This is a genomic window from Neokomagataea anthophila (assembly GCF_018122595.1).
Taxonomy (GTDB): Bacteria; Pseudomonadota; Alphaproteobacteria; order Acetobacterales; family Acetobacteraceae; genus Gluconobacter; species Gluconobacter anthophilus.
In genome coordinates this window covers 1-23,604 of sequence record NZ_JAGRQH010000012.1, presented here as the reverse complement: position 1 = coordinate 23,604, position 23,604 = coordinate 1, and the positions used below count along the sequence as shown (strand labels likewise).

Sequence of the window (23,604 nt, the reverse complement as noted above, 5' to 3'; positions counted from 1 at the left end):
GGGCATCATGGGCATCATGGGCATCATGGGCATCATGGGCATCATGGGCATCATGATCGGACACCACAGCATCACCCTCAAGCCCTTTCTCTTCTTCAGAGAAAACGCTTGCGTGCTCCACAATCCCAATTTCAGAGGTCGTCGTATTATGCTGCTCAACCTCATCAACCGTCGAACTCAGCAACGTTCCCTCCGCTGATGAGACAACAGGAACATTAAGTTCGGCTTGTAGGCGAAGAACAGTTTCTGCAGGTGTCAGCCGGTCTATATACAAAAAATGCGATATCTTCCGTAAAATATCGACGTCTTCCGGACGATAATAACGTCGCCCCCCTTCACCACGAAAAGGCTTTACCCCCGGATAAGCCGTCTCCCACGAACGTAAACGATGCTGAGGGACATGCAACTCATCCGCTACTTCACTGATTGTCCGGTACGCTTCATCCGATTTTTGCACAATAACGGACGGCTGCTCTACGCCTGCGCCCCCATCATGATCGTGGTGTTCACTTAAATCCATCAGTCATTGCCCTGCTGATCATGCTTTGTTGACGTCACTTTGTCATTATTAAGCCGATTACGCAAAAGCTGAGATGGACGAAAAACCAAGACCGCACGAGGCAAAATGGGCACTTCAACACCCGTTTTCGGGTTGCGGCCAATACGTTCTGATTTGCGCCGCACCGAAAATGTACCAAAACCGCTCAGCTTTACGGTTTCACCTTGGGACAATTGCTCGCTCACCTGCTCTAGCATTGTCTCAAGCACACAGGAGGAATCATGCCGAGATAACCCAACATGAGCATGAATTTTTTCAACGAGCGTTGAACGCGTCACGGTATCCATGTGTTTTGCGTATCATGAATAACGGCGCAGTCAAATAAATCTCACCATACCCCAACAAAAGAGTACGATTCGGCTACATCCGCAGCAGCGCAGACCCCCATGTCAGCCCACCACCGAGAGCCTCCATCAACACCAAATCACCTGACTTGATTCGCCCATCATGCACAGCGACATTTAATGCCAAAGGAATGGAAGCGGCCGATGTATTTGCATGTTGATCAACAGTCACAACAACACGTTCCGCCGGAAGATTGAGCTTTTTGCCCATCCCCTCAATAATCCGCAGATTAGCCTGATGCGGGACCATCCACTGAACGTCTTGCCCCTGCAAACCATTGGCTTCAAGCGCCTCATCAACGGCCTGAGCAAGCTTCACAACGGCATGCCGGAACACTTCTCGCCCTTGCATTTTTACAGCGGGATGCGTTGCACAACCTTCCTGCGAAGAATGCCCGACATATAAAATATCGCCGATTGTTCCATCCGCATGCAGATGCGTCGAGAGGATACCCTCCCCCTCAGAAGCACCAGCTTCAAGGATTACAGCCCCCGCACCATCACCGAACAACACGCAGGTCGTGCGATCATTCCAATCCAGCAGTCGGGAGAAAACTTCACTGCCAATAACCGCAACACGACGCGCACTACCGGCCTTAATCAGCGAATCACCAACAGACAAAGCATAAACAAACCCTGAGCACGCTGCGCTGAGGTCAAAACCAAAGCCTGACGTCATACCCAAAAGGGCCTGCACCTCTACTGCGACAGATGGAAAAGCACGATCCGGTGTTGCTGTTGCAACAATCACCGCATCAAGATCAGAAGCCTTTAAGCCAGCATGCTCCAAGGCCTTCTTGGTTGCTTCCGCAGCCATAAAGGCCGTCGTTTCGTCTTGTTCTGCAATATGCCGCTGCGTAATACCGGTGCGAGTGCGAATCCACTCATCCGATGTATCAATCCGCGTCGCCAACTCATCATTTGTGACAACATTCCGCGGCAAATAGCCGCCGACACCAGCCAAACGGGCACGAACAGAAGAAGACATAACTTCAGCCTACGGGTTGTGCTTCAGCAGCCGTATCCGACGAAATCCCAGCTTTGGTGGACTCATCATTCAGCATACCAAGCTGGTCAAGACGATGGCGAATTTTATCATTCAGCTTATGCTCAACCGCGTCCATCGCCACATCCACCGCCGCGGCAAAACCTTCACCATCCGCTCCGCCATGAGATTTAACTACAATCCCAGCCAAGCCAACGAAAAGAGCACCATTATAACGGCGTGGATCGATCCACTCACGCATACGCTCAAGCCCCGGACGAACCAAGAGATAACCCAAGCGCGTAATAAGGTTAGTTTGGAAAACACGCTTCAAAAGGCCAAAGGCAAGCTTCAACGCACCTTCGCCTGTTTTAAGAGCGATATTCCCCGTAAACCCATCCGTAACCACCACATCAGTCGTTCCGGCCGTAATATCGTGACCTTCAACAAATCCGTGGAATTGCTCGGACAGTACACCTTCACGCAGACGTTCTGCCGCCTGACGCAAACGTTCATCACCCTTCAATTCTTCAGAGCCAACATTCAAAAGGCCGATTGTCGGTTTTGAAAGCCCCAAAGCCGCCTGAGCAAAAGCCTCACCCATCACCGCAAACTCAACGAGGTTGCGCGAATCACAGGCAATGTTTGCGCCAAGATCCAGCATTACCACATCACCGCGCCCTGAAGGCTGAACAGCAGCCATAGCCGGACGGGAAATACCAGGAAGAGTACGAACAATAATTTTAGCGAGAGCCAGCATCGCACCACTGTTACCAGCAGATACAACCCCCTGCGCCTCACCAGAAGCAACGACTTCCATAGCCATACGCAGAGAGGAACCTCTCACACGCAAAGCAGATGTCGGCTTCATATCCATTGAGATACTGGCAGGAGCATGCCGAATATCACAAATACTTGCAGCTTTCGGGTATGCCATCAGTGAACGACGAAGCAACGCTTCATCACCAATCAACAAAACCCGTGCCTGCGGGTGCCTGTCTGCTGCCAGCTCCAAGCCAGCCAGAACAATATCAGGGGCCTGATCACCACCCATCGCATCAACGGCAAGCGTATACACCTCTGGAGGCTTTACGGTCGCATTAGACGTGATCGGCGCTTCAGACATCAAAACAGTTCCCAGACAACATCACTTAGACTTAAGCACCTTCGCCCAACGTGGCGATGCACCTCTTTAAACCAAGGCGCATCGCCCAGCGCAATTAGGCGCGAACGGCAGTCTTCAGGGTCTTGCCAGCTGCAACGACTTCACGGCCGTCATAGTGACCGCAGCTGCTGCAAACGTTGTGTGGGCGCTTCAGCTCACCGCAGTTGCCGCACTCTGCATGTGCTTCAACCTGAAGTGCGTGGTGGCTACGACGCATGCCACGACGGGACGGCGTGGTCTTTCTTTTAGGGACGGCCATGGCGTTATGCCTCTCTCTTACTGCTGTATCGGCACCAATGACCCGCTCCCGAGGGAGCATGGTGCGCTGGGTTTACATGTGTTCCTTCGGCTCGTCATCACGCCGAGTTCAGGCGGGCGGCTCTAGCAGACAGCACGCAAACTCGCAAGACAAAGCTTGCATTTTAATCAAGTTTACCACCCTTACGAAGGGAAGTCAGAGCCGCGAACGGATTCGGACGGCCACTTCCTTCGCCCGTTCCTTTGCCGTTTTCTTGCGCGGCTTTCAACTCCTCATCGCTCGGAGTAACATCAACAGCATTATCCAGCTCCGCCCCGAGCTTACGCGGATAAGGGTCTAACATCAGCGCCAATTGCTCCGCAGCAGCCTCACCCAAATCCAAGGCTTTGCCATCATGCGGCACATCATCAGGCGCATCCAAGTCGATAGAATCGATGTCGAATTCCAGATCATCATCTGGCAATTCACTCTCTGGTACAAAATTCAATTGGAACGGCTCGGACAGAGCAACATCAAACGTCTCTGCCGTAATCACGCACATCTGCGTTACACGTGCTTCCAGCGTTCCTTCTGCATGCACATGCCTGACAACCCGCCCATTCCCCATAGGCTTAAGGCGGAAATGACACCGCAGCGCATCTACCGCTGGGATACCAAAGCGGCGTGCGAGCGCTTGACGCTCAGCCTCATTCGCCGTGATAGTCTCTTCAGCACCTGAACCCAAGCGATTGAAAAGAAAACGGCGAGAAAATTCGATCCGATCGGACATCAAAAAACACTCAAAAAGCCTAGCTTCCTTGCTGAAAGGAAGCGTAATCGTTGACAAGGATGCTCGCTTTGCGGCACGCGCAGGGTTGAGCGCCCTTCCCGCACAGGATATGCACAACTTCATGAATAGCGCATCTCACCCATCAGCCCAAAAAAGAACACGTCATCACAGAACACTTTTTGCTTCGGCAGTTCTGTTATGCGCCCCCCTGCTGGTGGGAGGATGCTCGTTGTTCAGCCCCATCCCGCAGCCGCGCGGCTCCCTCATCGAAAAAGAGGATTACAGCCAGCTCGTGCCCGGCACCAGCACGCAGTCCGACGTAATGGATGTCCTCGGCTCACCCACCGCTCATGCAACGTTTGATGATAACACATGGATTTATGTCTCCATGGTCACATCACCACGTCCGCTGAATTTCCCAAGAATCGATAAGCAACAAGTTGTTGTCCTCAATTTTGACAACACCGGCATCCTACGCAAACTCAATACGCTTGATAAAAAACAAGCCGTTGATGTCGGCATGGTTGGGCGCACAACGCCGGCACCGGGCACAAAAACCTCGGTTCTCCAACAACTGTTGGGCAATGTCGGTCGCTATAACCCAATGAGCAATATGGGCAGCACCTTCGGCGGCAGCTCTGGCCCAATGAGCAACCAAGGCACAGGTCAGGGTGGTGCTGGTAACACCCTGCCGTAATTTAACCTCTTAACGTGGTAGGCTGAGCATAACGCTCAGCCCACCCAATTCACTGTGCCCTAGCCGCATAAAACCACCATGCGCCTGCACCACATCACGCACAATCGTCAGCCCTAAGCCACTGCCGGGACGTTCGCCCGCCGCAAGCCGCTCCTCTGCATAGCGCAAACGCTCTGGGCTTAGCCCTTTCCCAGCATCTTCTACCGTGATTTCCACCCAACGTTGGGTCAGACGAACACCAAGACGAATATCACCGCCATGACGGCGCGCATTATCCGCTAAATTATTGAGCGCACGCCACATAGCATCAGGGCGGATCAACACCTCCTGCCCGACTTCGCCAGAAACGCTCAGGACACGCCCTCCACTCCGTTCAGCCGCAACTGCAACATCATCCAACACGCTACGAATATCGGTCAGAACAGGCTTTTCCGCCCCTTCGCCCCGCGCAAAAGAGAGGTAGCTTTCGATCAAACGCTCCATATCCGCGAGGTCTTGGACCATATCCACAACGTCAGCTTGGATATCTTCGGCTTGAACCGTGCCTTTTGTCGGCAGCATCGCCAAAGACAAACGTAAACGTGCGAGCGGTGTCCGCAAGTCATGCGAGACACCCGCCAGAATCGATGTACGCTGCGCTACAAAGCGGTTCACCCTCGCCCGCATACGGTTAAAGGCAACAGCCGCTTGGCGCACCTCACGCGCGCCCTGTGGACGAATAGCCCCAGCATCACGCCCCAGCCCAAACAGTTCTGCCGCTTGCGCCAAACGCCGCACAGCACGCACCTGATTGCGCATAAAAATACCTGCAATCACAAACAGCAGGACCGATGTACTCAAAACCCAAACGACAAAAACCCAAATAGGACCAATGCTCAAACGCTTCGACGGCACCAAAATGCCCAAAATACCATCCGGCATCTGGATCATCACATTCACAACATGCTGTCGCGGAAACCACTCCACAAAAAATGGTCGTCCCAAACGCTGCCTCAGCGTACGGGCAAACACATCATCAATCGGCCCAAAAATATGGTTCGTACCCTCCCGCGTTAAACGCTGTGCAGGCAAGTAACGCAGCTTTAAACGTGTAATGTCCCCTTCATCGCGCAAGCGCTGCGCCCTCAGATCATCCGATAAGGGCATCGAGATAGAGGCCGCCACCAGCATGATTTCTCCCGTCACCCCGCTGGATAATCGACGAGACACAAGGTGCAAATACGTTCCATAAAATAACGCCAAAACAATCGTTTGCGTCACGAGAAGCGGCACAAGGACAATCAACATCGAGCGCCCCCATAACGAACGGGGCAAAAAACGCCTTAATGAACGATCAATTTTTTCGGATGTCGTTAAAGGATCAATTTCCTGGTTTGAGGACATAGCCTTTCCCTCGCACCGTCTGCAAAAAACGTGGCTCACGCGGATCTATTTCGATGCGACGGCGCAAACGCGTCACCTGCACATCAACAGCCCGCTCACCAATTTCATTCACATCCAGCGCTTCAGCAATCGCCTCACGGGACATAACCTGCCCAATCTGGCTGGCCAACACCCCTAAAAGCGCGGCCTCCCCACCCGTCAAATAAATCGGCCCATCTGGCCCAGACAAAAGCGCACGACCAACATCAAACTGCAGAACACCAAGCGGGATCACCTGAGTTTGTGCATCAGGCGACACGGCTGGCGCCGAACGCCTCAAATGCGCTCTTAAACGCAAAAGCAATTCGCGCGGCTCGAATGGTTTCCCTAGATAATCATCAGCGCCGGCCTCTAACCCATCAATACGGTCCGCTGCCTCCCCACGAGCCGTCAACAGCAAAATGGGAAATTGTAGCCCCTCCTTCCGCAAGCCACGGGTTAAAGACAAGCCATCTTCTCCGGGCATGGTTACGTCCAAAACCACCGCATCTGGCTGGATATGCCGCAAAATCTCACGTGCTTGCTCTGCATCGACCGCCGTCGTCACACGATAACCATTCTCTGAGAGATAGCGCTGAAGCAAACGTAGCAAACGCGGATCATCATCCACGACAACAATATGCTCATCCGTCATGCTGTGAGGTCTCCACCTGTTGCAGGGCCATCAACACACGCCGGAAACCTTCTACGGATGTGAAGCCTGCCTCCCTATACGCTTTGATCATAACCTCACGCATCAATTGAAAGAGCGCCTTCTCCAACGAATCGCCCTCTGGCGTTAAGCGCAAAGGCCTGCGCCGTGCATCTCGTGCATCGCGCTCTTGCACCAATAAAGCCTGATCTTTCAGGTCTCCCAGCGCACGCCCTAAAGACTGCTTGGTAATATTCAATGCCACTAACAGTTCACCGGGCGTTATCCCAGGATGCGAGCCGACCAAGAACAAAATCCGATGATGCGAATGGCCAAGTCCTTTGCCCCGCAGCAATGCGCCACACTCCGCATTAAGACGACGCCACGCCATCATCTGCGCCTCAAACGACTGGCGCAGCTGCTCCTCACGCAGATATAAATGTGCCGCGATAGAAGGGGGTTCAGATCCACGCATATTCATGCAGGCGTTTCATCCTGAAAAGCGAAACGGGTAAAATCTTTAATCCGCTCCGGGTAAAGAATACCATCTAAATGGTCATATTCGTGTTGCAAAACATTCGCATGGAAGCCCGTAGCAATGCCTGAGACCGCCACACCGTTTTCATTGACCCCACTATACCGCACACGCTTATAGCGCGGCACATCCGCCCGCAGCCCGGGAATCGAGAGGCACCCTTCGCGGCAGACCATCTGTTCTTCCCCAACAGGCACAAGAACTGGGTTAATCAAGGCACATGGCTCAATAGCCGCCTCTCCGTCCTGACAGCGCGAAGACGGCACATGATAAACAAAAAGGCGCAAAGCCTGCCCGATCTGCGGCGCAGCCAGCCCAGCGCCTCGTGCATCATGCATTGTTTCCAACATATCACGCACCAAATGCCGCACTTCCGGACTATCCGGCTCAACGACAGAATCAGCAATGCGGTGCAGAACCGGGTGCCCCATGCGTAAAATCTTTAAAACGGCCATGTTTTTTCCAGTCTTTTCGAAAATATAGACTGCTCTGAGACAAAAAACGGTTCAAGTGCACCTAATGATTTGCGCCCGCCGCCGGGAATGTGTTAATGGCTCGATCCCAACGGAAATGCCATTTCACGGGCGTCAATGACAAGCGCCCTATACAAGGAGTTGACGACACCGTGCAGGTTCTCGTTCGTGACAACAATGTTGATCAAGCGCTCAAAGCGCTTAAGAAGAAGATGCAACGCGAAGGCGTATTTCGCGAAATGAAGCTGCGTCGCCACTTCGAAAAGCCTTCAGAGCGTCGCGCTCGTGAAGCTGCTGAAGCTGTGCGTCGCGCTCGCAAGATGGAGCGTAAGCGTCTGGAGCGTGAAGGCTTCTAATTCGCTGACGCCGACAAAAAAAGCCGCCTCCCTTGGGAGTGCGGCTTTTTTTATGCCCTATTTTCAGACCCGTAACGCGAATTATGCCCCCGGCAATGGCTGACCGACAGCATCTTCAACATCTTTAAAAGACGGCATCATCCCTGTTGGAATACTCTTACGTGCGATCTCTACACTGACCTGCGGTGCATTGCCCTGCAAATGAGCCACAATCATGGCCCGCACGACATTGAAATATGCTCCTTCTTCTTCAATCACCCCTTTCAACCGCCCTGCAAGTGGGCCCACCATGCCATAGGCCAAGAGAATCCCTAGAAAGGTTCCCACTAGCGCTCCAGCAATCATCTCTCCCAACACTGCGGGCGGCTTACTAATTGCAGCCATCGTTTTAATAACCCCCAAGACAGCTGCCACGATTCCCAAAGCAGGCAATGCATCCGCCATAGACTGCAATGCATGAGCCATATGCATCTCTTCATGAGCGCGCTTTTTCAATTCGCCACCCATTACATCATCCATCTGATAAGGATCCGTAGCATTCATCCCGGCCATACGGAGATAATCACACACGAACACACATACATCTTCATTTTGCGCCACCCGGTCATGCGCTTTAAAAATCGCACTCCCTTGCGGCTCTTCAATATGGCTCTCTACAGCCACCATCCCACGCGCTGCCGCAATTTTACATAAATGGAACAAAACGCAGAGCAACTGCACATAATCATCACGTGTATAACGGCTCCCTTTCATCGCCTTTTTCAGGTCCTGAACGGCATGCTTCACGACAGACATGGGGTTCGCCATCAAAAACGTTCCCACAGCGGCCCCGAGAATAGTGAGCAACTCAAAGGGCATCGATGCAAAGAGTGGCCCTATGGCACCACCTGACGCCGCAAACGCGCCAAAAACACAGGCCAAAACAACAACAAGGCCAATCAATACAAACATGTTGATCTCAATTCTAATATCACAATGAAATGTCAGTGCGTGGCGACGACGAGCACGACGCGCCGGTTCTCAGGCGCAAAAGGATGCGTCTTGTCTGCCAAATCCCGATCCGCATACCCAATGATGGAGTGAAAGCGCCAATCCGGCAGCCCCTCTTGCACGAGGACATCCCGCGCGGACGTCGCACGTCCGCTAGCCAATTGCCAATTCGACAATACCCCTGAATGAAAAGGAGTCGCATCCGTATAACCTGCGACAGATATCGCCCCTGATAATTTCATCAGATACGGAGCGATCGTCTTCAACAATTCACGCGCATGCCGTGTCGGAGCGACTGACCCTAACGCGAACATGGGCTCACGCTCCGAATCAGTCATCTGGATATGCAGTCCATCATCACCCTGCGTCACAGAAACCTGCATGCGGACAGCGTCCAAATTTGCATTGCCTAAAACAGCTTTTTTGATGTCATCAGCCGCCTGGGCCAGCCGAGCGACGGCCGCGTGCTCGGGTGTTTCTCCTGCGTGGACTTCATGCTCATGAAGCGGTACAATCTGCGTGCTTTGGTCAGTCGCTTTCGCTGTAACTGCCCCACGCCCGCTATCCGCATGATGTCCGGAAAATTCACCTTCATGAACCACGACTGTCTGCGCCGTTGTCGCTAAGGGTGAAGCCTCAGTCCCCAACATATTATCCACGGGCGGCGGCACATCTTTTTGAATCGCCATTGGGTTAAAATAGCTAGCAATACCGCGTCGCTGTTCTTCTGTTGTCGCGTTGATCAGCCACATAACAAGAAAGAAAGCCATCATTGCCGTCACGAAATCCGCGTAAGCAATCTTCCATGCGCCGCCATGATGTGCGGCTTCCACCACCTCATAGCGCTTGATGATAATCTTATGTTTTGCTGTCGGGGGGGATGTAGGCATGCGACCTCCTTCTCAAGAGGAAGTATGGCAAGAAAACCTTAAGAAACCCTTTCTTTACGACCCAATCTCAGGGCAATACCACCACATCATGCAACGGTCCTACCGTCACCCGATAGCAACGCAAAGCATGTCCTTGCCACGAACGACACATTTGTTCATCCGGCGGGGCATTAGGGTGAATGTCATTTACAATCAAGACTTTGCCAAAACTCTCTAAGGGTTGCCCCAGAAAGTGCCAGCGAGGGTCCAGACCAATAATCGGTATAGACGTTCCTGAGCGCTTCACTTCTGCTGCAACACCATAATCATCAACGGCAATAGCATCCGCATGCAAAGCATATGCACGCGCGAGCACAGACGCATTAAACTCTTTCCATCCACCGGCTTGGCGAATGATCGGATCTTTAGTCGGCGCTAGAAAAGGCAAGTGCACGACGGCATGCACCAGGACCAGCCCAAAAATCGCAATACCAGCCGCAACAGCCCAGCGTATACGAACGGTCGATAAAGCACCTATTAAAGCCCAGACAGGGTAAATAACCGCAGGCCAGTTCGCCTGCACTCGATCCCCCAAGGCGTGCTGTACAAAAACACCGAGCGGCAAGAGAGCCATCCAGCATAAAATCCGCGCCCCAAATTCAGCGCGACGCTGATACGCAGCGCGCAAACCCAGCGCAAAAATTACAAAGATGAGCGGCGTCGCTAAACCGACTTGACCGCCGAGCAACTCACCCAAAAACTGCAAGGCCCGCGTTGGGTGCCAATCTCCTGTGCGCCCACCCTGCTTTATAAAGCTTGCCCAATGGTGATTGGCATTCCACAGCACTACAGGCACTATACACATCAAGAAAGCGGGTACAGCGCACCAGGGTGCAGGCTTCCAACGCCATTCCTTGCTGGACAGTACAGCCGCGGCAATGGCGGCGACCAATAAAATTGCAGTATATTTTGAATCAAACCCGAGGCCTAAGGCCCCGCCGACAGCCCCCCACCATGCACACTGCATGACCCGCTCTTTCGCCGTCACCGCGCAACTTAATGCGTAGAGCGCCAGCGTCACAAAGAACACAAGCGGGGTATCGGGCGTCATAGTGGCACAGCCGAGCCCAATCATGAGAGTGGCATTTAAGAGCCATACAGCGCGCACACCATGGGCCTGCGTTCCACATAAACGCCGCGCAGCCTGCACCAATAGAATGCTGCCGGGCACAACAGAGATAGGGCCTAATAACCTCACCCCCAGCGGGTTATCTCCACATAACCACGTGCCAACACGTACCCACAGCGCCACCATAAACGGATGGTCAAGATATCCACCCTGCAAATGGTGCGACCAAACTGCGTAATAAGCTTCATCAGGTGTTAAAGGTAACCATGCAGCCAACACCAACCGAGCGGCCGTCAAAATTAAAAGCCCAAAAGCGAGCCCCCACCCGCTACATAGCCCTCTCATCGCCATACCAAAGTCGACGATACAGCATAATTCCAAACGACACTCATCACGGCACCAGCTGCTGAGGAGCGGCTCCAGTGCCCCTGCCCCCAATCATGCAGCGCCATACGAGCAATACCAATATTAGCAACCGCACCGACAGAGCATGTCACGACAAACAGCGCCAATCCCCACCATAAACGGCGTCCACGCAGGCGTTTATCATGATAAGTGATACGATTATTTAAGTAAAAATTAGCCAAAATCGCCGCAAACGTACCTAACAGCTGACTTTGTGAAAAATCCAACCCAGCCATTCTACTCACATGCAGAACACCGACATTCACAAAGACGCCGATCAACCCAACAAGTGCGAATGCTAAAAAGCGGGTCGGTAAGCGCCCATGCGTCATTTTATCCAGCAGCATAAATGCAAACTGAATCAGAACTTGCATGTCGAGCTTGCTTTCTCCCGCTTGGCGTGGGCGGAAAACAAAAGGCACTTCCTCTATGCGTGTCCCCACGGGAGCAGACATCGCCAAATCGAGAAGAATTTTAAAACCCGCACCTGAGAGCTTAGGTAGCAACGCATCAAAGAGCGAGCGACGTAGAGCAAAAAAACCACTCATCGGGTCCGAAATACGATGTGGCATCACATACTGCGCCGCTCGGATTCCTGTATTGGACAAAGCATGCCGCCAACGATTAGCCAGCCCCGAATTATCGCCCCCCTCAATATGACGACTTGCGACCACTAGCGCCGCACCCTGCTGCAAACGGCGTAGCATTTCCGGCAAAATACCCTCATCATGCTGAAGGTCACCATCCATCACAGCGGCATAGGGCGCCGATGACGCCAATATTCCTTCCATAACAGCGCTAGAGAGGCCTCTACGCCCAACGCGCTTCACAATGCGAATACGCGGGTCCTGCTGCGCCAAGCGCGCAGCACATACAGCAGTGCCATCCGGCGAATTGTCGTCAACAAAAATGACTTCCCACGCTAACGCACCCAGAGCACGGTCCAACGCGGCTACCAATGAGGGAACATTGTCCACTTCATTATAGCACGGAACTACAATCGAGATCTGAGCGGGTAAAAGCGCTGCCACAGCATGAGAAGTCACTACAATACGCCGTTAAATTGGAACGCCAGCCAAAGACCGGCTTGTTTGTATCGTTTGCAATGTCTGTACACGTACAACATGCGGACTTTCGGTCAAACGACGCGTCAAAACATTCTGATGCGCGGCATCACGTGCGACAAAGCGGGCTAGGAAATCTCCCCCCCCGCGAATCATGTGGCATTCACGCGTCTCGGGCCATTCTCCCACTTGTGCTTCAAACTCATTTAATACGCTGTTACGCTGACTATCTAAGCCAATCAGAGCATAAAAAACGATTGACCAGCCCAGCAGGGCCGGATCAACATCTGCGTGGTAACCACGGATGATACCTAATTCCTCCAAACGGCGGACACGCCGTAAGCAAGGAGGAGCGGAAATGCCTACGCGTCGGGCAAGTTCCACATTTGTCATACGCCCATCAACCTGAAGTTCGGCGATAATCAGCCGGTCAATGGCATCAAGGTCAGCGGAGGGCAAAGTGTGCGTTGTGTTCATGTCATCCCGACATATATGGCAGGTAAAGCTGCCCGGAAAGATGGCAACTGGCGTTGAAACCCTTATATGAAGGACAACACCACCAAATGGGAATGGGTATGAGCGCTCTTCACCACACTGATCTTCTCGTCGTCGGGGCTGGACCAGCCGGATATACTGCAGCCATTTATGCTGCCCGTGCGAATATGAAACCAATTCTCGTAACCGGTATGCAGCCCGGCGGACAGCTAACCATCACCACAGATGTCGAGAATTATCCCGGTTTTGCGGAACCTATCCAAGGGCCATGGCTCATGGAACAAATGCGCGCCCAAGCCGAACATGTGGGTACGAATATTACGTATGACCTCATCACAGAAGCATCATTAAAAAATGGTAGAGATGCTGACGGATATTTTCATTTAAAGGGCGACTCGGGCGATACGTACCTTGCACGCACCGTCGTGATCGCGACGGGCGCCCAAGCCAAGTGGCTCGGACTAGAAGCTGAAACCCGTTTACGGACCGGCGGCGTCTCCGCATGCGCAACCTGTGACGGCTTCTTCTACCGCGGCAAGATCGTTGCTGTGATCGGCGGCGGCAATACCGCTGTTGAGGAAGCCCTGTACCTCACACACCACGCAGAAACCGTGCATCTCATCCACCGCCGTGACACACTGCGCGCTGAACGCATTCTGCAAGACCGGCTTTTGGCACATCCCAAAATCAAAACGCACTGGAATGTCGCCGTAAACGACATTATCGGCGGTGGAACGCCTGAAGTTGTACAAGGCATAGAGCTGAAAAATACAGCAACAGGCGAACTCTCACGCCTTGATGTCGACGGTGTATTTGTCGCCATTGGGCACCATCCAAATACCGGCCCATTCCGTGATCAGGTCGATTGTGATGCAGACGGCTATATCATAACAGAGGCTGGCGGCACACAAACCAGCATCCCTGGCGTCTTTGCCGCAGGTGACGTACAGGACCGCATTTTCCGCCAAGCCGTTACCGCAGCGGGCACCGGCTGTATGGCAGCTTTGGAAGCAGAACGTTTCCTCGCGAACATACCAGCCATGACAAAAACTTGACCCTAATCAAAGCTTCGGACAGTTTCGTCTCTAAGACGAAACTCCGAGCAAACGATATACCTATGGTTAAGAAGGAAGAGGACCGCCGCAACAGCGGACGGGACGATCATCATATGGACTGGGACAAACTACGCATTTTTCATGCCGTTGCTGAGGCCGGCTCTTTTACCCATGCGGGAGATAAACTCAATCTCAGCCAATCAGCAGTATCACGCCAGATATCTGCTCTAGAGGAAGTGCTACGCGTTCCCCTCTTCCACCGCCATGCGCGGGGTTTGATTTTGACGGAACAAGGCGAAGTCTTGAACCGTACCGTACGTGATGTCTTTTCAAAACTTGCCCTGACACAAGCGTTTCTCAGCGAAAGCAAAGAACGCGCTGCAGGCAAGATTACCATCACAACGACCACGGGCTTTGGCGCGTCGTGGCTAACACCACGCCTGAACCGCTTCTTAGAAAAATACCCTGAGATCGAAGTCTCTCTTCTTTTAGAAGATGAAGAACTAGACCTCGGCATGCGTGAAGCCGATGTTGCTATCCGCTTACACCCCCCAACACAGCCAGACCTCGTACAGCGGCATCTTGCAGATTTTGATATGCCAATCTATGCGAGTGCTGCTTATCTTGCAGAACATGGAACCCCTCAAAACCTTGAGGAACTCGCAAACCATCAGATTATCGGTTTTGCTGGCTGGCATCTCCCATTGCCGGTCGTGAACTGGCTGCATGATGAATTATGCCGTCAAAATATTCCCTATAAAGGAATGCGCTTAGCCATCAATAATATTGCCGCAGTCGCACATGCTATCGCCGCCGGCGCTGGTATTGGCTCGCTACCTTTCTATTCGGCTACCGCTTATCCAGACTTAGTGCGTATTCTTCCGAATGTTCCGACACCTAAAGTCGAAGCTTACTTTGTCTATCCAGACGAACTACGTACATCCAAAAGAATCGCCGTATTCCGTGACTTTTTGCTCGCAGAAATCAATACTCTGAAGCACTAAACGTACTTCAGAGCGGCCTCAGGATTAAGAATTATTCTTTATCCTGAGGCTTCAGAACGCCCTCATTCACGCGTTCTCGCAACTCTTTCCCTGCTTTAAAAAAGGGAAAAACTTTTTCATCAACATCAACGGTTTCACCCGTACGTGGATTACGCCCCGTACGTGCCTGACGTTGCCGTGGAGCAAATGCTCCAAAGCCACGCAATTCAACACGATCCCCTTTTTCAAGGGCTAAACTAATTTCTTCTAAAATGACGTCGACGATACGCTCAACATCTTTTGGTAAAAGATGTGAATGAATGCGCGCCACCGCTGCTACAAGTTCAGACCGCGTCATAGTATCGTTACCGCCCAATATCACTCTTGGTAAACTACCATGACAAGATGGCAACTGGGCCGTCAAGCGTCTCAAGCGCTGATGTCATTTCAAAGTGTCGCACCATAGCGTCACCCAAAAGGCTACCCATCATCGTTTTATATGAGAATCCCAAAAAACGATGCTCGTCATGCCGTACACCTATTTCAGAAACCGGGTACTTTCCGCTTGTAATGCCCAAACGATGACGCAACCACAGTCGTGCTGTGCGCTCGTTACCCAATTCATCAATCAAACCTAACACGATCGCTTGATGGCCTGTATATGCACGCCCATCCGCCAGCGCCCGAACCTTAGCTTGATCCATGTGACGACCCTGCGCGACCATCATGACAAATTGATCAAATAAATCATGAACAATCCCTTGTAGCATCTCATGCCCTTCCGGTGAGATTGGCACCGTCATGTCGCCCTGATCTTTCATTGCGCCAGACATAATAGGTGCACTCGACACACCTAATCGCCCAAGTAATGGAGACACATCATAATGCTCCATAATAACGCCGATAGAGCCCGTTAAGGTCGAAGGTTCCGCTACAATATGCTGTGCCGGTGCTGACAACATATAGGCCGCAGAAGCCCCTAAGGCCCCCATACTCACAGCAACCGGCTTTACCGCGGCAAATTGTGCGATCGCATCATGCAGGCGTTCTCCGCCAGTTACCGCACCACCCGGGCTATTAACGACAACCAATAATCCCGTAACCAATGGATCTTTCGCCGCATGATAAACGGCCTGCTCCTGCACGGAGACATCATCACCAATCACACCGTCAATGGTAAGGCGTGCAATATGGGGGGATTTCGCGTGGGGCGTGTGCCGCAAAGACGACGGCATAACACATAAAAACAACGCGACACTAAAGCTGCACACAGCCCCTACACGCCACCGCAACAAGCGGCGGCGCTGTAGAGACAGCATGACACGTTTCTCAGCATCGTTATTCACGGGCATTCCTCTACATCGACAGAGGCAGAACCCTATCAGAAAAATGCGCGTAGAATATTGTTACTTCTGAGAAAAGAAATGGAGATTAGGCTTTAGAAGATTTTTTTTCTGAACTGTTTGCACTAATTTTACGGCCGAGACCAATCTCACGTGCCAGCGTTGAACGGCGGCGCGCATAATTTGGTGCAACTAACGGATAATCCCCTGGGAGCCCCCAACGTTCACGGTACTGCTCTGGCGTCATATTATATGCGCTTTGCAGATGGCGCTTCAGCATCTTCAGCTTTTTGCCATCTTCAAGACAGACAATATAGTCTGGAAACACTGAGCGTTTGATGGGCACAGCAGGTTGAGGGCGCTCCGGCTTAGCTTCTTCAACAGGAGCCCCTGCACCAGCCAAGGCATCATAAACCTGCTTAATCAACAATGGCAGCTTATCGGCCTCAACATTACCACGCGATGCTTGTGCCGAAACAATTTCGGTCGTCAACTCAAGCAAATTTTTTTCAGACTTCACTTCAGACATGGTTATCTCCAAGAGGAAGAAAAAACAAAATAGCTAACTTACTGGATAACTCAACTATACTTAAAATCATAATAACCGAAACATATCAACGATTTTATAGTCAAGAACCAATAAATTATGATTATTAATTCATCAGAAAAACCATATATGAACGCTCCCCAGAAAGGAAAAGAGTATCGAATCTAACGAAACACTTTCCTTACAAAAAGTCAAAAACACATACCTTAGAAGACAACGTCGTTTTTCAAGTTCAGTTTTCATGAAAAAATTACTTTTCTATTTATTTTCTAACTTCCTTCACCAAAAACAAACGCAATTTAAATCCTACTTGGCACCCCATGATCATTGTGCTGAAGATAACTCATAATGTCTCTATTCTCCGCCTTGCGTTCTTCACGCAATTCCCCCCAGCTGCATAAGCCCTTTTTCTCCCTCCCCCTGCGCTGGCTGTTTTCCCCATCACGCTCTGCTCTTCTATTTGCCTTGCGTAATACTGTGGCCTCGCTCCTTGCTCTTATGATTGCGCTATGGATGGAGCTTGATAGTCCGGCATGGGCCGCCATGACGGTCTGGGCCGTCGCGCAACCCACTCGTGGCGAAAGTCAATCAAAAGCAAAATGGCGCATCATCGGTACATTTTTTGGTGCAATTGCGTCCATTGCCATTATGGGTACCGCCCCACAGGCACCATGGTTATTCTTCCCAATGATTGCCGTCTGGATTGGCCTATGCAGTGGACTCGCAACGTTCTTCAGTAACTTTCGAGCCTATGCGCTGGTTCTTGCTGGTTATACATGTTCAATCATCTGCATGGACGCCGCGTCCGACCCAAACCACGTTTTTATTATTGCCGTATCACGCACCACCTACATCACTTTAGGCGTTTTATGCGAAGCCTTCGTTGCCCTTATTTTTGCAGCGTCTCAGGAACAGCATGCACGCGAGCAAATTCGTCAAAAAATACAGTCTGCTCTTATTCTCGTTACCCAAACTCTGGGCAGCATCCTTGGAGAAGACCGTGGAGCCCTCAACGCTGCCCGCCGACAATTCGGTACACTCCTGCAAATCAATGACCAAATTGAATTCGCAGAAGTTGAAATGGGGCCACATGGCCATGAAGGAGACCATGCTCGCGCAGCCCTCGCCTCCGTCTCCGCGCTGCTCTCACGCGGCTTTGGCATGGCGATGCGCCTGCAACTCCTCAACCATGAACATGAAGATTTCTCTCTCGCTGCAGATGAAGTGCTGGTCTTTCTAAAAGAATTCCCAAAACGACTAGCTGATCAAAACGCCATTCCAGATCTTCTCGCAGAACTGCAACACCTTCGCGATGTCTGCCACCAATACGCCGCCCCCCACGAAGATAACTCAATTATCAAAACCTCAAAAACTCCCTTACGCGACGACGCTACACTGGATGAACGCGTACTCTTCATCTCACTTGGCGATTTAATGGGAGACCTTGAACGCGCCATCGCTGAATATGAAGCCAGTACGCATTCTATTCCTGGAGACCATTTCCACTTTCAGAGAGAAACGCATCTCGACCCCAGAGAAGCCCTTTCCAATGGCCTTCGTGGTGCACTCGCCGTATTATTAACCGCACTCATTTATGAAGTAACGGCATGGCCTAATGGCTTGGGCTTCATCGCTATTACGACCCTAGTATGCGGCCTGTTTGCCACCACAGAAAACCCCGCGCTCGGTACGATGAAGTTTTTAAAAGGTGCCTTAGCAGCCTTTGCCGTTGCATGGGTTCTGACATTTATTCTCATTCCCCGTGCAACAACATCAGAAATACTACTCTTATTCTTAGCCCCGGCCATGTTCGCGTGCGGCTTAGCAAAAGCAAACCCTTCCACAGCGGGCGGCGCAGGCGCTTACGGCCTACTCCTACCCGCCATGATAAACCCGCAGAACCATCACATCCTTGACGAAATTGCTTTTTACAACAGCAGCACTGGCATCATGATGTCGGTGATTATTAGCGTACTTGTATTCCGTACGATTCTACCATTTAACCCTTCGGATGAACGCCTACGTTTACGTCTAACCATGCTGAGCGAACTACGTGCTCTCGCCACTCTGAGCCACACACCGTCTCGTGATACATGGATTGGCCGCAATACTGATCGCTTCGCACGCCTCATTCGTCATGTCGGGCCATCTCACACCGAACTGGTCGAAGCCTATATTATGGGGACTTTGACTACCCTCACCTTAGGCCTCAACATTATTCGCTTACGCACCTTGCTAGACCGTGAATTTTTGCCCGAAAGTGCGCGCCGCCCTATTCAGCTCACCCTCCATTACATCGAATACTCAACACGCCACCATGACAAGGCTGCTCGCATTGCCGAAACAGCCGTACGCAGATTACGTGTTCTCACCCCCCTCGAAAGTGATTTTGCCACCCGGCTCGACCTCACCAAAGCCATTGCCTACCTTGTTGTGGTTGCACACAGCCTGCGAACTACCCGAGATTTTCTTGATTCCACGCAACTTTTCATGGGCGAAAAAACACGCCGCCAACTCGCACAGCCATCAGAGATCAGCTCCAAAAGCAAACGTGCAGAGTAAAGTACGCACGTAGTCTTACGAACCAAAGTGTCAATTATGGTTGGGAGTTCTTGATGGCGGAGAGGGTGGGATTCGAACCCACGGTACCGGTGAAGGCACAACGGTTTTCGAGACCGCCCCAATCGACCACTCTGGCACCTCTCCACGCAGACTAATATATCAGCCTTGATCGATGGGCAGGCTTATGGCGCTCTTTCGAAAATATGACAAGAGAAAAGAACGTCATCAGCAGCAAAAAAATCGCGTGATCCACGTTTTTTCATTGACCTTCTACGCGGTTCTCTGTAGCCATCCGCTGTCTTTGTTCTGTTTTGCGCGTGCGCATGATGGAGCAGCAAAAAGACCAATGTAGAAAAAGCGGCTGAGCTTTACGATAAAGCGTATGTTAGGCGAACAGCCCTACGCTAAAGTTACAGTCCGGAACAGTGAGAGTTTTCTGACATGTTTGCAGTCATCCGCACAGGCGGAAAGCAGTATCGCGTCGCTCCTCAGAGCATCGTGAAGGTTGAAAAACTGGACGCCGAAGCTGGCAGCACAGTAACATTGACGGACGTCCTGATGGTTGGCGGCGAAAGCGGCCTGACTGTTGGCGCACCGACCGTTGAAGGTGCAAGCGTTACGGCAACCGTCGTTGCTCAAGATCGCTTGGAAAAAGTGATCATCTTCAAGAAGCGTCGTCGTCAGAACAGCCGCCGTAAGAACGGCCACCGTCAACACGTGACGGTTCTGCGCATTGAAGCGATCAACGCGGCCTGAGCATAGACCGCTTTCGAGCTAGTTAGGAGAGACAGCAATGGCACAAAAAAAAGCAGGCGGCTCGAGCCGTAACGGACGTGATAGCGCCGGTCGTCGCCTCGGTGTGAAGAAATTTGGTGGCGAAAGCGTCATCGCTGGCAACATTATCGTGCGCCAACGCGGCACGAAGATGAAGCCAGGCGCTAACGTAGGCGTTGGCCGTGATCACACCCTGTTCGCACTGGTTGACGGTCAAGTCCGCTTCCAACGCCGCGCAGAAGGCCGCGTCCACGTTTCTGTGGCTCTGGCAGAAGCTGCCGAATAATTTCGCCGGCAGACTTTGTCTTATATAAAGGGCCGGCCCTCTTGGGGCTGGCCTTTTTTCTTACGTTACGGAACAGAGAATGAAATTCCTCGATCAAGCCAAAATTTATGTTCGTTCCGGCGATGGTGGCGATGGCGTTGTCGCGTTCCGGCGTGAGAAATATATTGAGTATGGCGGCCCTGATGGCGGCAATGGCGGACGCGGCGGCGATGTTATTTTCCGTGCAGTCCCCAGCCTCAATACTCTCATTGATTTTCGCTACACACAGCATTTCCGGGCCCGTAAAGGCGGCAATGGTGCAGGTTCAGACCGTACCGGCGCAGCTGCATCTGATGTCCTGATCGATGTCCCTGTTGGAACACAAATCTTTGCCGAAGACCGTGAAACGCTTCTCGCCGATCTAGACGAAGCCGGAAAAGAGATTCTTCTTTGCCGCGGCGGCGATGGTGGCCTAGGTAATGCCAACTTTAAAAGCAGTACTAATCGTGCCCCACGACGCGCTGATAAAGGCTGGCCGGGTGAAGAACGCTGGGTATGGCTGCGCCTCAAGCTCATTGCAGATATTGGTTTAGTCGGCTTACCGAATGCAGGGAAATCTACCCTACTCTCCGTGGCCTCACGTGCACGCCCTAAAATTGCTGATTATCCATTCACAACTCTTCATCCACAATTAGGCGTTGTACGCCTTAACGCAACAGAAGAATTTGTCATTGCGGATATTCCTGGCCTAATTGAAGGCGCGAGTAACGGTGCGGGACTTGGCGATCGCTTCTTAGGTCACGTCGAACGCTGTGCAAGTCTCGTGCATTTGATTGATGGAACAGAAAGTCAAATTGTACGACACTGGCGCCTTATTCGTCATGAGTTAGAAGCTTACGATCCTATTTTGGCACAAAAACCAGAAATTATTGTTCTCAATAAATGTGATGCACTGACTGCCCAGCAAAAGTCTGCTAAACGTCGTGCTCTAGAGAAAGCATCAGGTTCGCCCGTTATGACACTTTCTGGGGTAACTCATGAGGGCCTCCCCGAAGTCCTGAGAGCTCTTCAAGATCGCGTCAACCTTGCGAGAACAAAATGAGCCTTGTCCATGGTGAAGGAGGCATAGCTCCTTCACTCAACGATGCCCGTCGTATCGTTATCAAAATCGGCAGCGCGCTTCTTGTAGATTCACAGCGTGCTGCTTTACGGACTGAGTGGTTAAACAGTCTATGCGCAGATATTGCACAGCTCAAAAGCTTGGGGTGTGATGTCATTGTCGTCTCTTCTGGGGCCATTGCCCTCGCACGACATCAAATGGGAAAAACGAGCTCCCGTTTGCGGCTAGAAGAGAAACAGGCATTAGCCAGCATTGGTCAAATCAGCCTTGCACAAGGATGGGAAAAAAGTTTTTCCGCATATGGACTTACATGTGGACAGCTCCTTCTTACACAAGAAGATACGGAAGACCGTGAGCGCCATCTCAATGCTCGTGCAACAATTGAAACCCTTCTAGGTTTTGGCTGCATCCCCATTATCAATGAAAACGACGCTGTAGCGACAAACGAAATCCGTTTCGGCGATAATGACCGCCTTGCTGCACGTGTCGCTCAAATGACCGCTTCAGATACCTTAATTCTCTTTTCCGATATTAATGGCCTATACACAGCTGATCCGCGAAAAGAGCCAGACGCTCGGCACATTCCTGTCGTTGATCGTGTTACTGAAGAAATTATGGCTTTAGGTGGCGAGCCTCCTCCGGGATATTCATCTGGTGGAATGCGTACGAAGTTACTCGCAGCACGTATTGCTAATCGTGCGGGTACTCATATGGTCATTACTTCCGGTGAACATACCTCTCCTGTTACTCGCCTTTTAGAGGGCGGTCTTTCTACGTGGTTTCGCGCAGAACTCGATGCTGGTTCTGCACGTAAACGTTGGATCGGAAGCGTATTGTCCACTAAAGGTACATTAACCATTGATGCCGGTGCAGAACACGCTCTTTTACAAGGTGCATCATTACTCTCCGCGGGCGTTACTCACGTATCTGGCAATTTTCAGCGTGGAGAAGCTGTATCTATTTATAATACTATGGGCCAAAGCGTCGCTCGTGGCTTAGTCAACTATAACACCCATGAAATTATTCAAATTTTGGGTTGCCAATCATCCGCCGTAGAGCACCTTCTTGGTTACTGCGGCCCTGATGCTTTAATACACCGTGATAACCTAGCGCTTGTCTCTTGGGTCTAATCTTCTCATGTAATATCCCAGAGTATTGTTTATATTGTTGATGATGATATTTCGGTACAAGAAGCGTTATCGGATTTATTAGATTCAGTTGGTATTGTGAGTGTTTTGTACGCATCTGCGGATGATTTTTTATCATCGCCCCGTTTTGATTGCCCATCGTGCTTAATTTTAGATGTTCGGATGCCTGGACAGAGTGGTCTTGAGCTTCAAAGCAAGCTCAAGGCGATGGATATTTCTATTCCCATTCTTTTCATTACAGCGCATGGCGACATTCCCATGTCCGTACGAGCATTAAAGAATGGTGCCGTTGATTTTTTAACGAAGCCATTTTCGGATCAGGTTTTACTGGACAGTCTTCACTCAGCACTCGAATGGCATAGAGCAGAGCGTGAGCGTTCCCAAGAGCGTTGTGTTTTACAAGAACGCTATGAGAGCTTGAGTGTTGGGGAGCGCGAGGTATTCCGTCATGTTGTTCGTGGTTTATTGAACAAACAGATAGCGGGTATATTAGGCGTGAGTGAGATTACGGTGAAGGTACGTCGCGGTCATGTTATGCGCAAAATGGGCGCGGTGTCTTTAGCGTGTTTAGTACGCTATTATGACCGTCTATTTATATGATTTTTTGGTTGCGGGGGTAGGATTTGAACCTACGGCCTTCAGGTTATGAGCCTGACGAGC

General features: G+C 51.4%; 28 protein-coding genes and 1 tRNA gene. 10 read left to right on the top strand and 19 right to left on the bottom strand.

What is annotated here, in order from left to right; all coding sequences use genetic code 11:
* The 6 genes from KB213_RS11440 to KB213_RS11415 form a co-directional block, all read right to left on the bottom strand.
* A partial coding sequence (locus KB213_RS11440) for a MerR family transcriptional regulator (RefSeq protein ID WP_249110543.1) occupies positions 1-520 on the bottom strand: 520 nt, incomplete at its 3' end.
* Positions 520-846, bottom strand: coding sequence for an integration host factor subunit alpha (locus KB213_RS11435; RefSeq protein WP_211683247.1), 327 nt, complete (start codon positions 844-846; stop codon positions 520-522). The genes KB213_RS11435 and KB213_RS11440, both read right to left, overlap by 1 nt.
* Before the next feature lie 73 nt (positions 847-919).
* Complete coding sequence (locus KB213_RS11430) at positions 920-1,891, bottom strand: beta-ketoacyl-ACP synthase III (RefSeq protein WP_211683245.1); 972 nt, start codon at positions 1,889-1,891, stop codon at positions 920-922.
* Between the two features lie 4 nt (positions 1,892-1,895).
* On the bottom strand, positions 1,896-3,014 hold the full coding sequence (plsX, locus tag KB213_RS11425; protein ID WP_211683243.1) for a phosphate acyltransferase PlsX: 1,119 nt from the start codon (positions 3,012-3,014) through the stop codon (positions 1,896-1,898).
* A gap of 94 nt (positions 3,015-3,108) precedes the next feature.
* Complete coding sequence (rpmF, locus tag KB213_RS11420; protein WP_084367160.1) at positions 3,109-3,312, bottom strand: 50S ribosomal protein L32; 204 nt, start codon at positions 3,310-3,312, stop codon at positions 3,109-3,111.
* Between the two features lie 163 nt (positions 3,313-3,475).
* Positions 3,476-4,081, bottom strand: coding sequence for a YceD family protein (locus KB213_RS11415; RefSeq protein ID WP_211683241.1), 606 nt, complete (start codon positions 4,079-4,081; stop codon positions 3,476-3,478).
* A gap of 121 nt (positions 4,082-4,202) precedes the next feature.
* Here KB213_RS11415 and KB213_RS11410 point away from each other — a divergent pair, with 121 nt between their 5' ends.
* Positions 4,203-4,778 (top strand): outer membrane protein assembly factor BamE, encoded by a 576-nt coding sequence (locus tag KB213_RS11410; RefSeq protein ID WP_211683255.1) that lies wholly within the window; start codon positions 4,203-4,205, stop codon positions 4,776-4,778.
* A 9-nt stretch (positions 4,779-4,787) separates the two neighbouring features.
* On the opposite strand, the gene KB213_RS11405 is transcribed toward KB213_RS11410, so the two are convergent.
* The 4 genes from KB213_RS11405 to def are packed head-to-tail and all read right to left on the bottom strand — an operon-like array spanning position 4,788 to position 7,821.
* Positions 4,788-6,161: an ATP-binding protein gene (locus tag KB213_RS11405; RefSeq protein WP_211683239.1), complete on the bottom strand. Its 1,374-nt coding sequence runs from the start codon at positions 6,159-6,161 to the stop codon at positions 4,788-4,790.
* Positions 6,139-6,834: a response regulator gene (locus tag KB213_RS11400; protein ID WP_211683238.1), complete on the bottom strand. Its 696-nt coding sequence runs from the start codon at positions 6,832-6,834 to the stop codon at positions 6,139-6,141. Before KB213_RS11400 ends, KB213_RS11405 begins: the two co-directional genes overlap by 23 nt.
* Positions 6,824-7,312: a MarR family winged helix-turn-helix transcriptional regulator gene (locus tag KB213_RS11395; RefSeq protein WP_068172199.1), complete on the bottom strand. Its 489-nt coding sequence runs from the start codon at positions 7,310-7,312 to the stop codon at positions 6,824-6,826. The genes KB213_RS11400 and KB213_RS11395 overlap by 11 nt, the downstream gene beginning before the upstream one ends.
* Entirely contained in the window at positions 7,309-7,821 is a 513-nt protein-coding gene (def, locus tag KB213_RS11390; protein WP_211683236.1) for a peptide deformylase, read from the bottom strand. Before def ends, KB213_RS11395 begins: the two co-directional genes overlap by 4 nt.
* 170 nt (positions 7,822-7,991) lie before the next feature.
* On the opposite strand from def, the gene rpsU reads away from it, so the two are divergent.
* Entirely contained in the window at positions 7,992-8,195 is a 204-nt protein-coding gene (gene rpsU / locus KB213_RS11385; protein WP_007283570.1) for a 30S ribosomal protein S21, read from the top strand.
* An 81-nt stretch (positions 8,196-8,276) separates the two neighbouring features.
* Here rpsU and motA read toward each other — a convergent pair whose 3' ends face one another.
* From motA to KB213_RS11360, 5 genes are all read right to left on the bottom strand, one after another.
* A complete protein-coding gene (motA, locus tag KB213_RS11380) occupies positions 8,277-9,146 on the bottom strand; it encodes a flagellar motor stator protein MotA (RefSeq protein ID WP_211683234.1) in 870 nt (289 codons plus the stop codon).
* Positions 9,147-9,178: 32 nt separating this feature from the next.
* Positions 9,179-10,075, bottom strand: a complete 897-nt coding sequence (locus KB213_RS11375; protein WP_211683232.1) for a flagellar motor protein MotB — start codon at positions 10,073-10,075, stop codon at positions 9,179-9,181.
* A gap of 67 nt (positions 10,076-10,142) precedes the next feature.
* The gene (locus tag KB213_RS11370) at positions 10,143-11,480 is read right to left on the bottom strand and encodes a glycosyltransferase family 39 protein (RefSeq protein ID WP_249110542.1); all 1,338 of its coding nucleotides are present in this window, start codon (positions 11,478-11,480) and stop codon (positions 10,143-10,145) included.
* Between the two features lie 44 nt (positions 11,481-11,524).
* A complete protein-coding gene (locus tag KB213_RS11365) occupies positions 11,525-12,634 on the bottom strand; it encodes a glycosyltransferase (RefSeq protein WP_211683230.1) in 1,110 nt (369 codons plus the stop codon).
* 12 nt (positions 12,635-12,646) lie between these two features.
* Complete coding sequence (locus tag KB213_RS11360; protein WP_211683228.1) at positions 12,647-13,129, bottom strand: Lrp/AsnC family transcriptional regulator; 483 nt, start codon at positions 13,127-13,129, stop codon at positions 12,647-12,649.
* A gap of 98 nt (positions 13,130-13,227) precedes the next feature.
* Between KB213_RS11360 and trxB the strand changes: the two genes are divergently transcribed.
* A complete protein-coding gene (gene trxB, locus KB213_RS11355; RefSeq protein ID WP_211683226.1) occupies positions 13,228-14,202 on the top strand; it encodes a thioredoxin-disulfide reductase in 975 nt (324 codons plus the stop codon).
* A gap of 113 nt (positions 14,203-14,315) precedes the next feature.
* Entirely contained in the window at positions 14,316-15,206 is an 891-nt protein-coding gene (locus KB213_RS11350; protein ID WP_211683251.1) for a LysR family transcriptional regulator, read from the top strand.
* A 31-nt stretch (positions 15,207-15,237) separates the two neighbouring features.
* On the opposite strand, the gene KB213_RS11345 is transcribed toward KB213_RS11350, so the two are convergent.
* From KB213_RS11345 to KB213_RS11335, 3 genes are all read right to left on the bottom strand, one after another.
* The gene (locus KB213_RS11345; protein ID WP_211683224.1) at positions 15,238-15,543 is read right to left on the bottom strand and encodes an integration host factor subunit beta; all 306 of its coding nucleotides are present in this window, start codon (positions 15,541-15,543) and stop codon (positions 15,238-15,240) included.
* Positions 15,544-15,577: 34 nt separating this feature from the next.
* Positions 15,578-16,531, bottom strand: coding sequence for a signal peptide peptidase SppA (sppA, locus tag KB213_RS11340; protein WP_346266714.1), 954 nt, complete (start codon positions 16,529-16,531; stop codon positions 15,578-15,580).
* An 85-nt stretch (positions 16,532-16,616) separates the two neighbouring features.
* The gene (locus KB213_RS11335; RefSeq protein ID WP_211683221.1) at positions 16,617-17,057 is read right to left on the bottom strand and encodes a MucR family transcriptional regulator; all 441 of its coding nucleotides are present in this window, start codon (positions 17,055-17,057) and stop codon (positions 16,617-16,619) included.
* A gap of 366 nt (positions 17,058-17,423) precedes the next feature.
* Here KB213_RS11335 and KB213_RS11330 point away from each other — a divergent pair, with 366 nt between their 5' ends.
* Positions 17,424-19,637, top strand: coding sequence for an FUSC family protein (locus tag KB213_RS11330; RefSeq protein WP_211683219.1), 2,214 nt, complete (start codon positions 17,424-17,426; stop codon positions 19,635-19,637).
* Between the two features lie 54 nt (positions 19,638-19,691).
* Here the strand turns inward: KB213_RS11330 and KB213_RS11325 are convergent.
* Positions 19,692-19,781, bottom strand: a tRNA-Ser gene (locus KB213_RS11325).
* A gap of 297 nt (positions 19,782-20,078) precedes the next feature.
* Here KB213_RS11325 and rplU point away from each other — a divergent pair.
* The 5 genes from rplU to KB213_RS13115 all read left to right on the top strand — a co-directional run bounded on the left by rplU (position 20,079) and on the right by KB213_RS13115 (position 23,544).
* Entirely contained in the window at positions 20,079-20,393 is a 315-nt protein-coding gene (gene rplU / locus KB213_RS11320; RefSeq protein ID WP_068172178.1) for a 50S ribosomal protein L21, read from the top strand.
* Between the two features lie 37 nt (positions 20,394-20,430).
* Positions 20,431-20,697 carry a 50S ribosomal protein L27 gene (gene rpmA / locus KB213_RS11315; RefSeq protein WP_068172173.1) on the top strand — a complete coding sequence of 89 codons (267 nt, stop codon included), beginning with the start codon at positions 20,431-20,433 and terminating at the stop codon, positions 20,695-20,697.
* 79 nt (positions 20,698-20,776) lie between these two features.
* Positions 20,777-21,778 (top strand): GTPase ObgE, encoded by a 1,002-nt coding sequence (gene obgE / locus KB213_RS11310; RefSeq protein WP_211683217.1) that lies wholly within the window; start codon positions 20,777-20,779, stop codon positions 21,776-21,778.
* Positions 21,775-22,926 carry a glutamate 5-kinase gene (proB, locus tag KB213_RS11305; protein WP_211683214.1) on the top strand — a complete coding sequence of 384 codons (1,152 nt, stop codon included), beginning with the start codon at positions 21,775-21,777 and terminating at the stop codon, positions 22,924-22,926. Before obgE ends, proB begins: the two co-directional genes overlap by 4 nt.
* A gap of 12 nt (positions 22,927-22,938) precedes the next feature.
* Positions 22,939-23,544 carry a response regulator transcription factor gene (locus KB213_RS13115; RefSeq protein ID WP_211683249.1) on the top strand — a complete coding sequence of 202 codons (606 nt, stop codon included), beginning with the start codon at positions 22,939-22,941 and terminating at the stop codon, positions 23,542-23,544.
* The last annotated feature ends 60 nt before the right edge of the window (positions 23,545-23,604 follow it).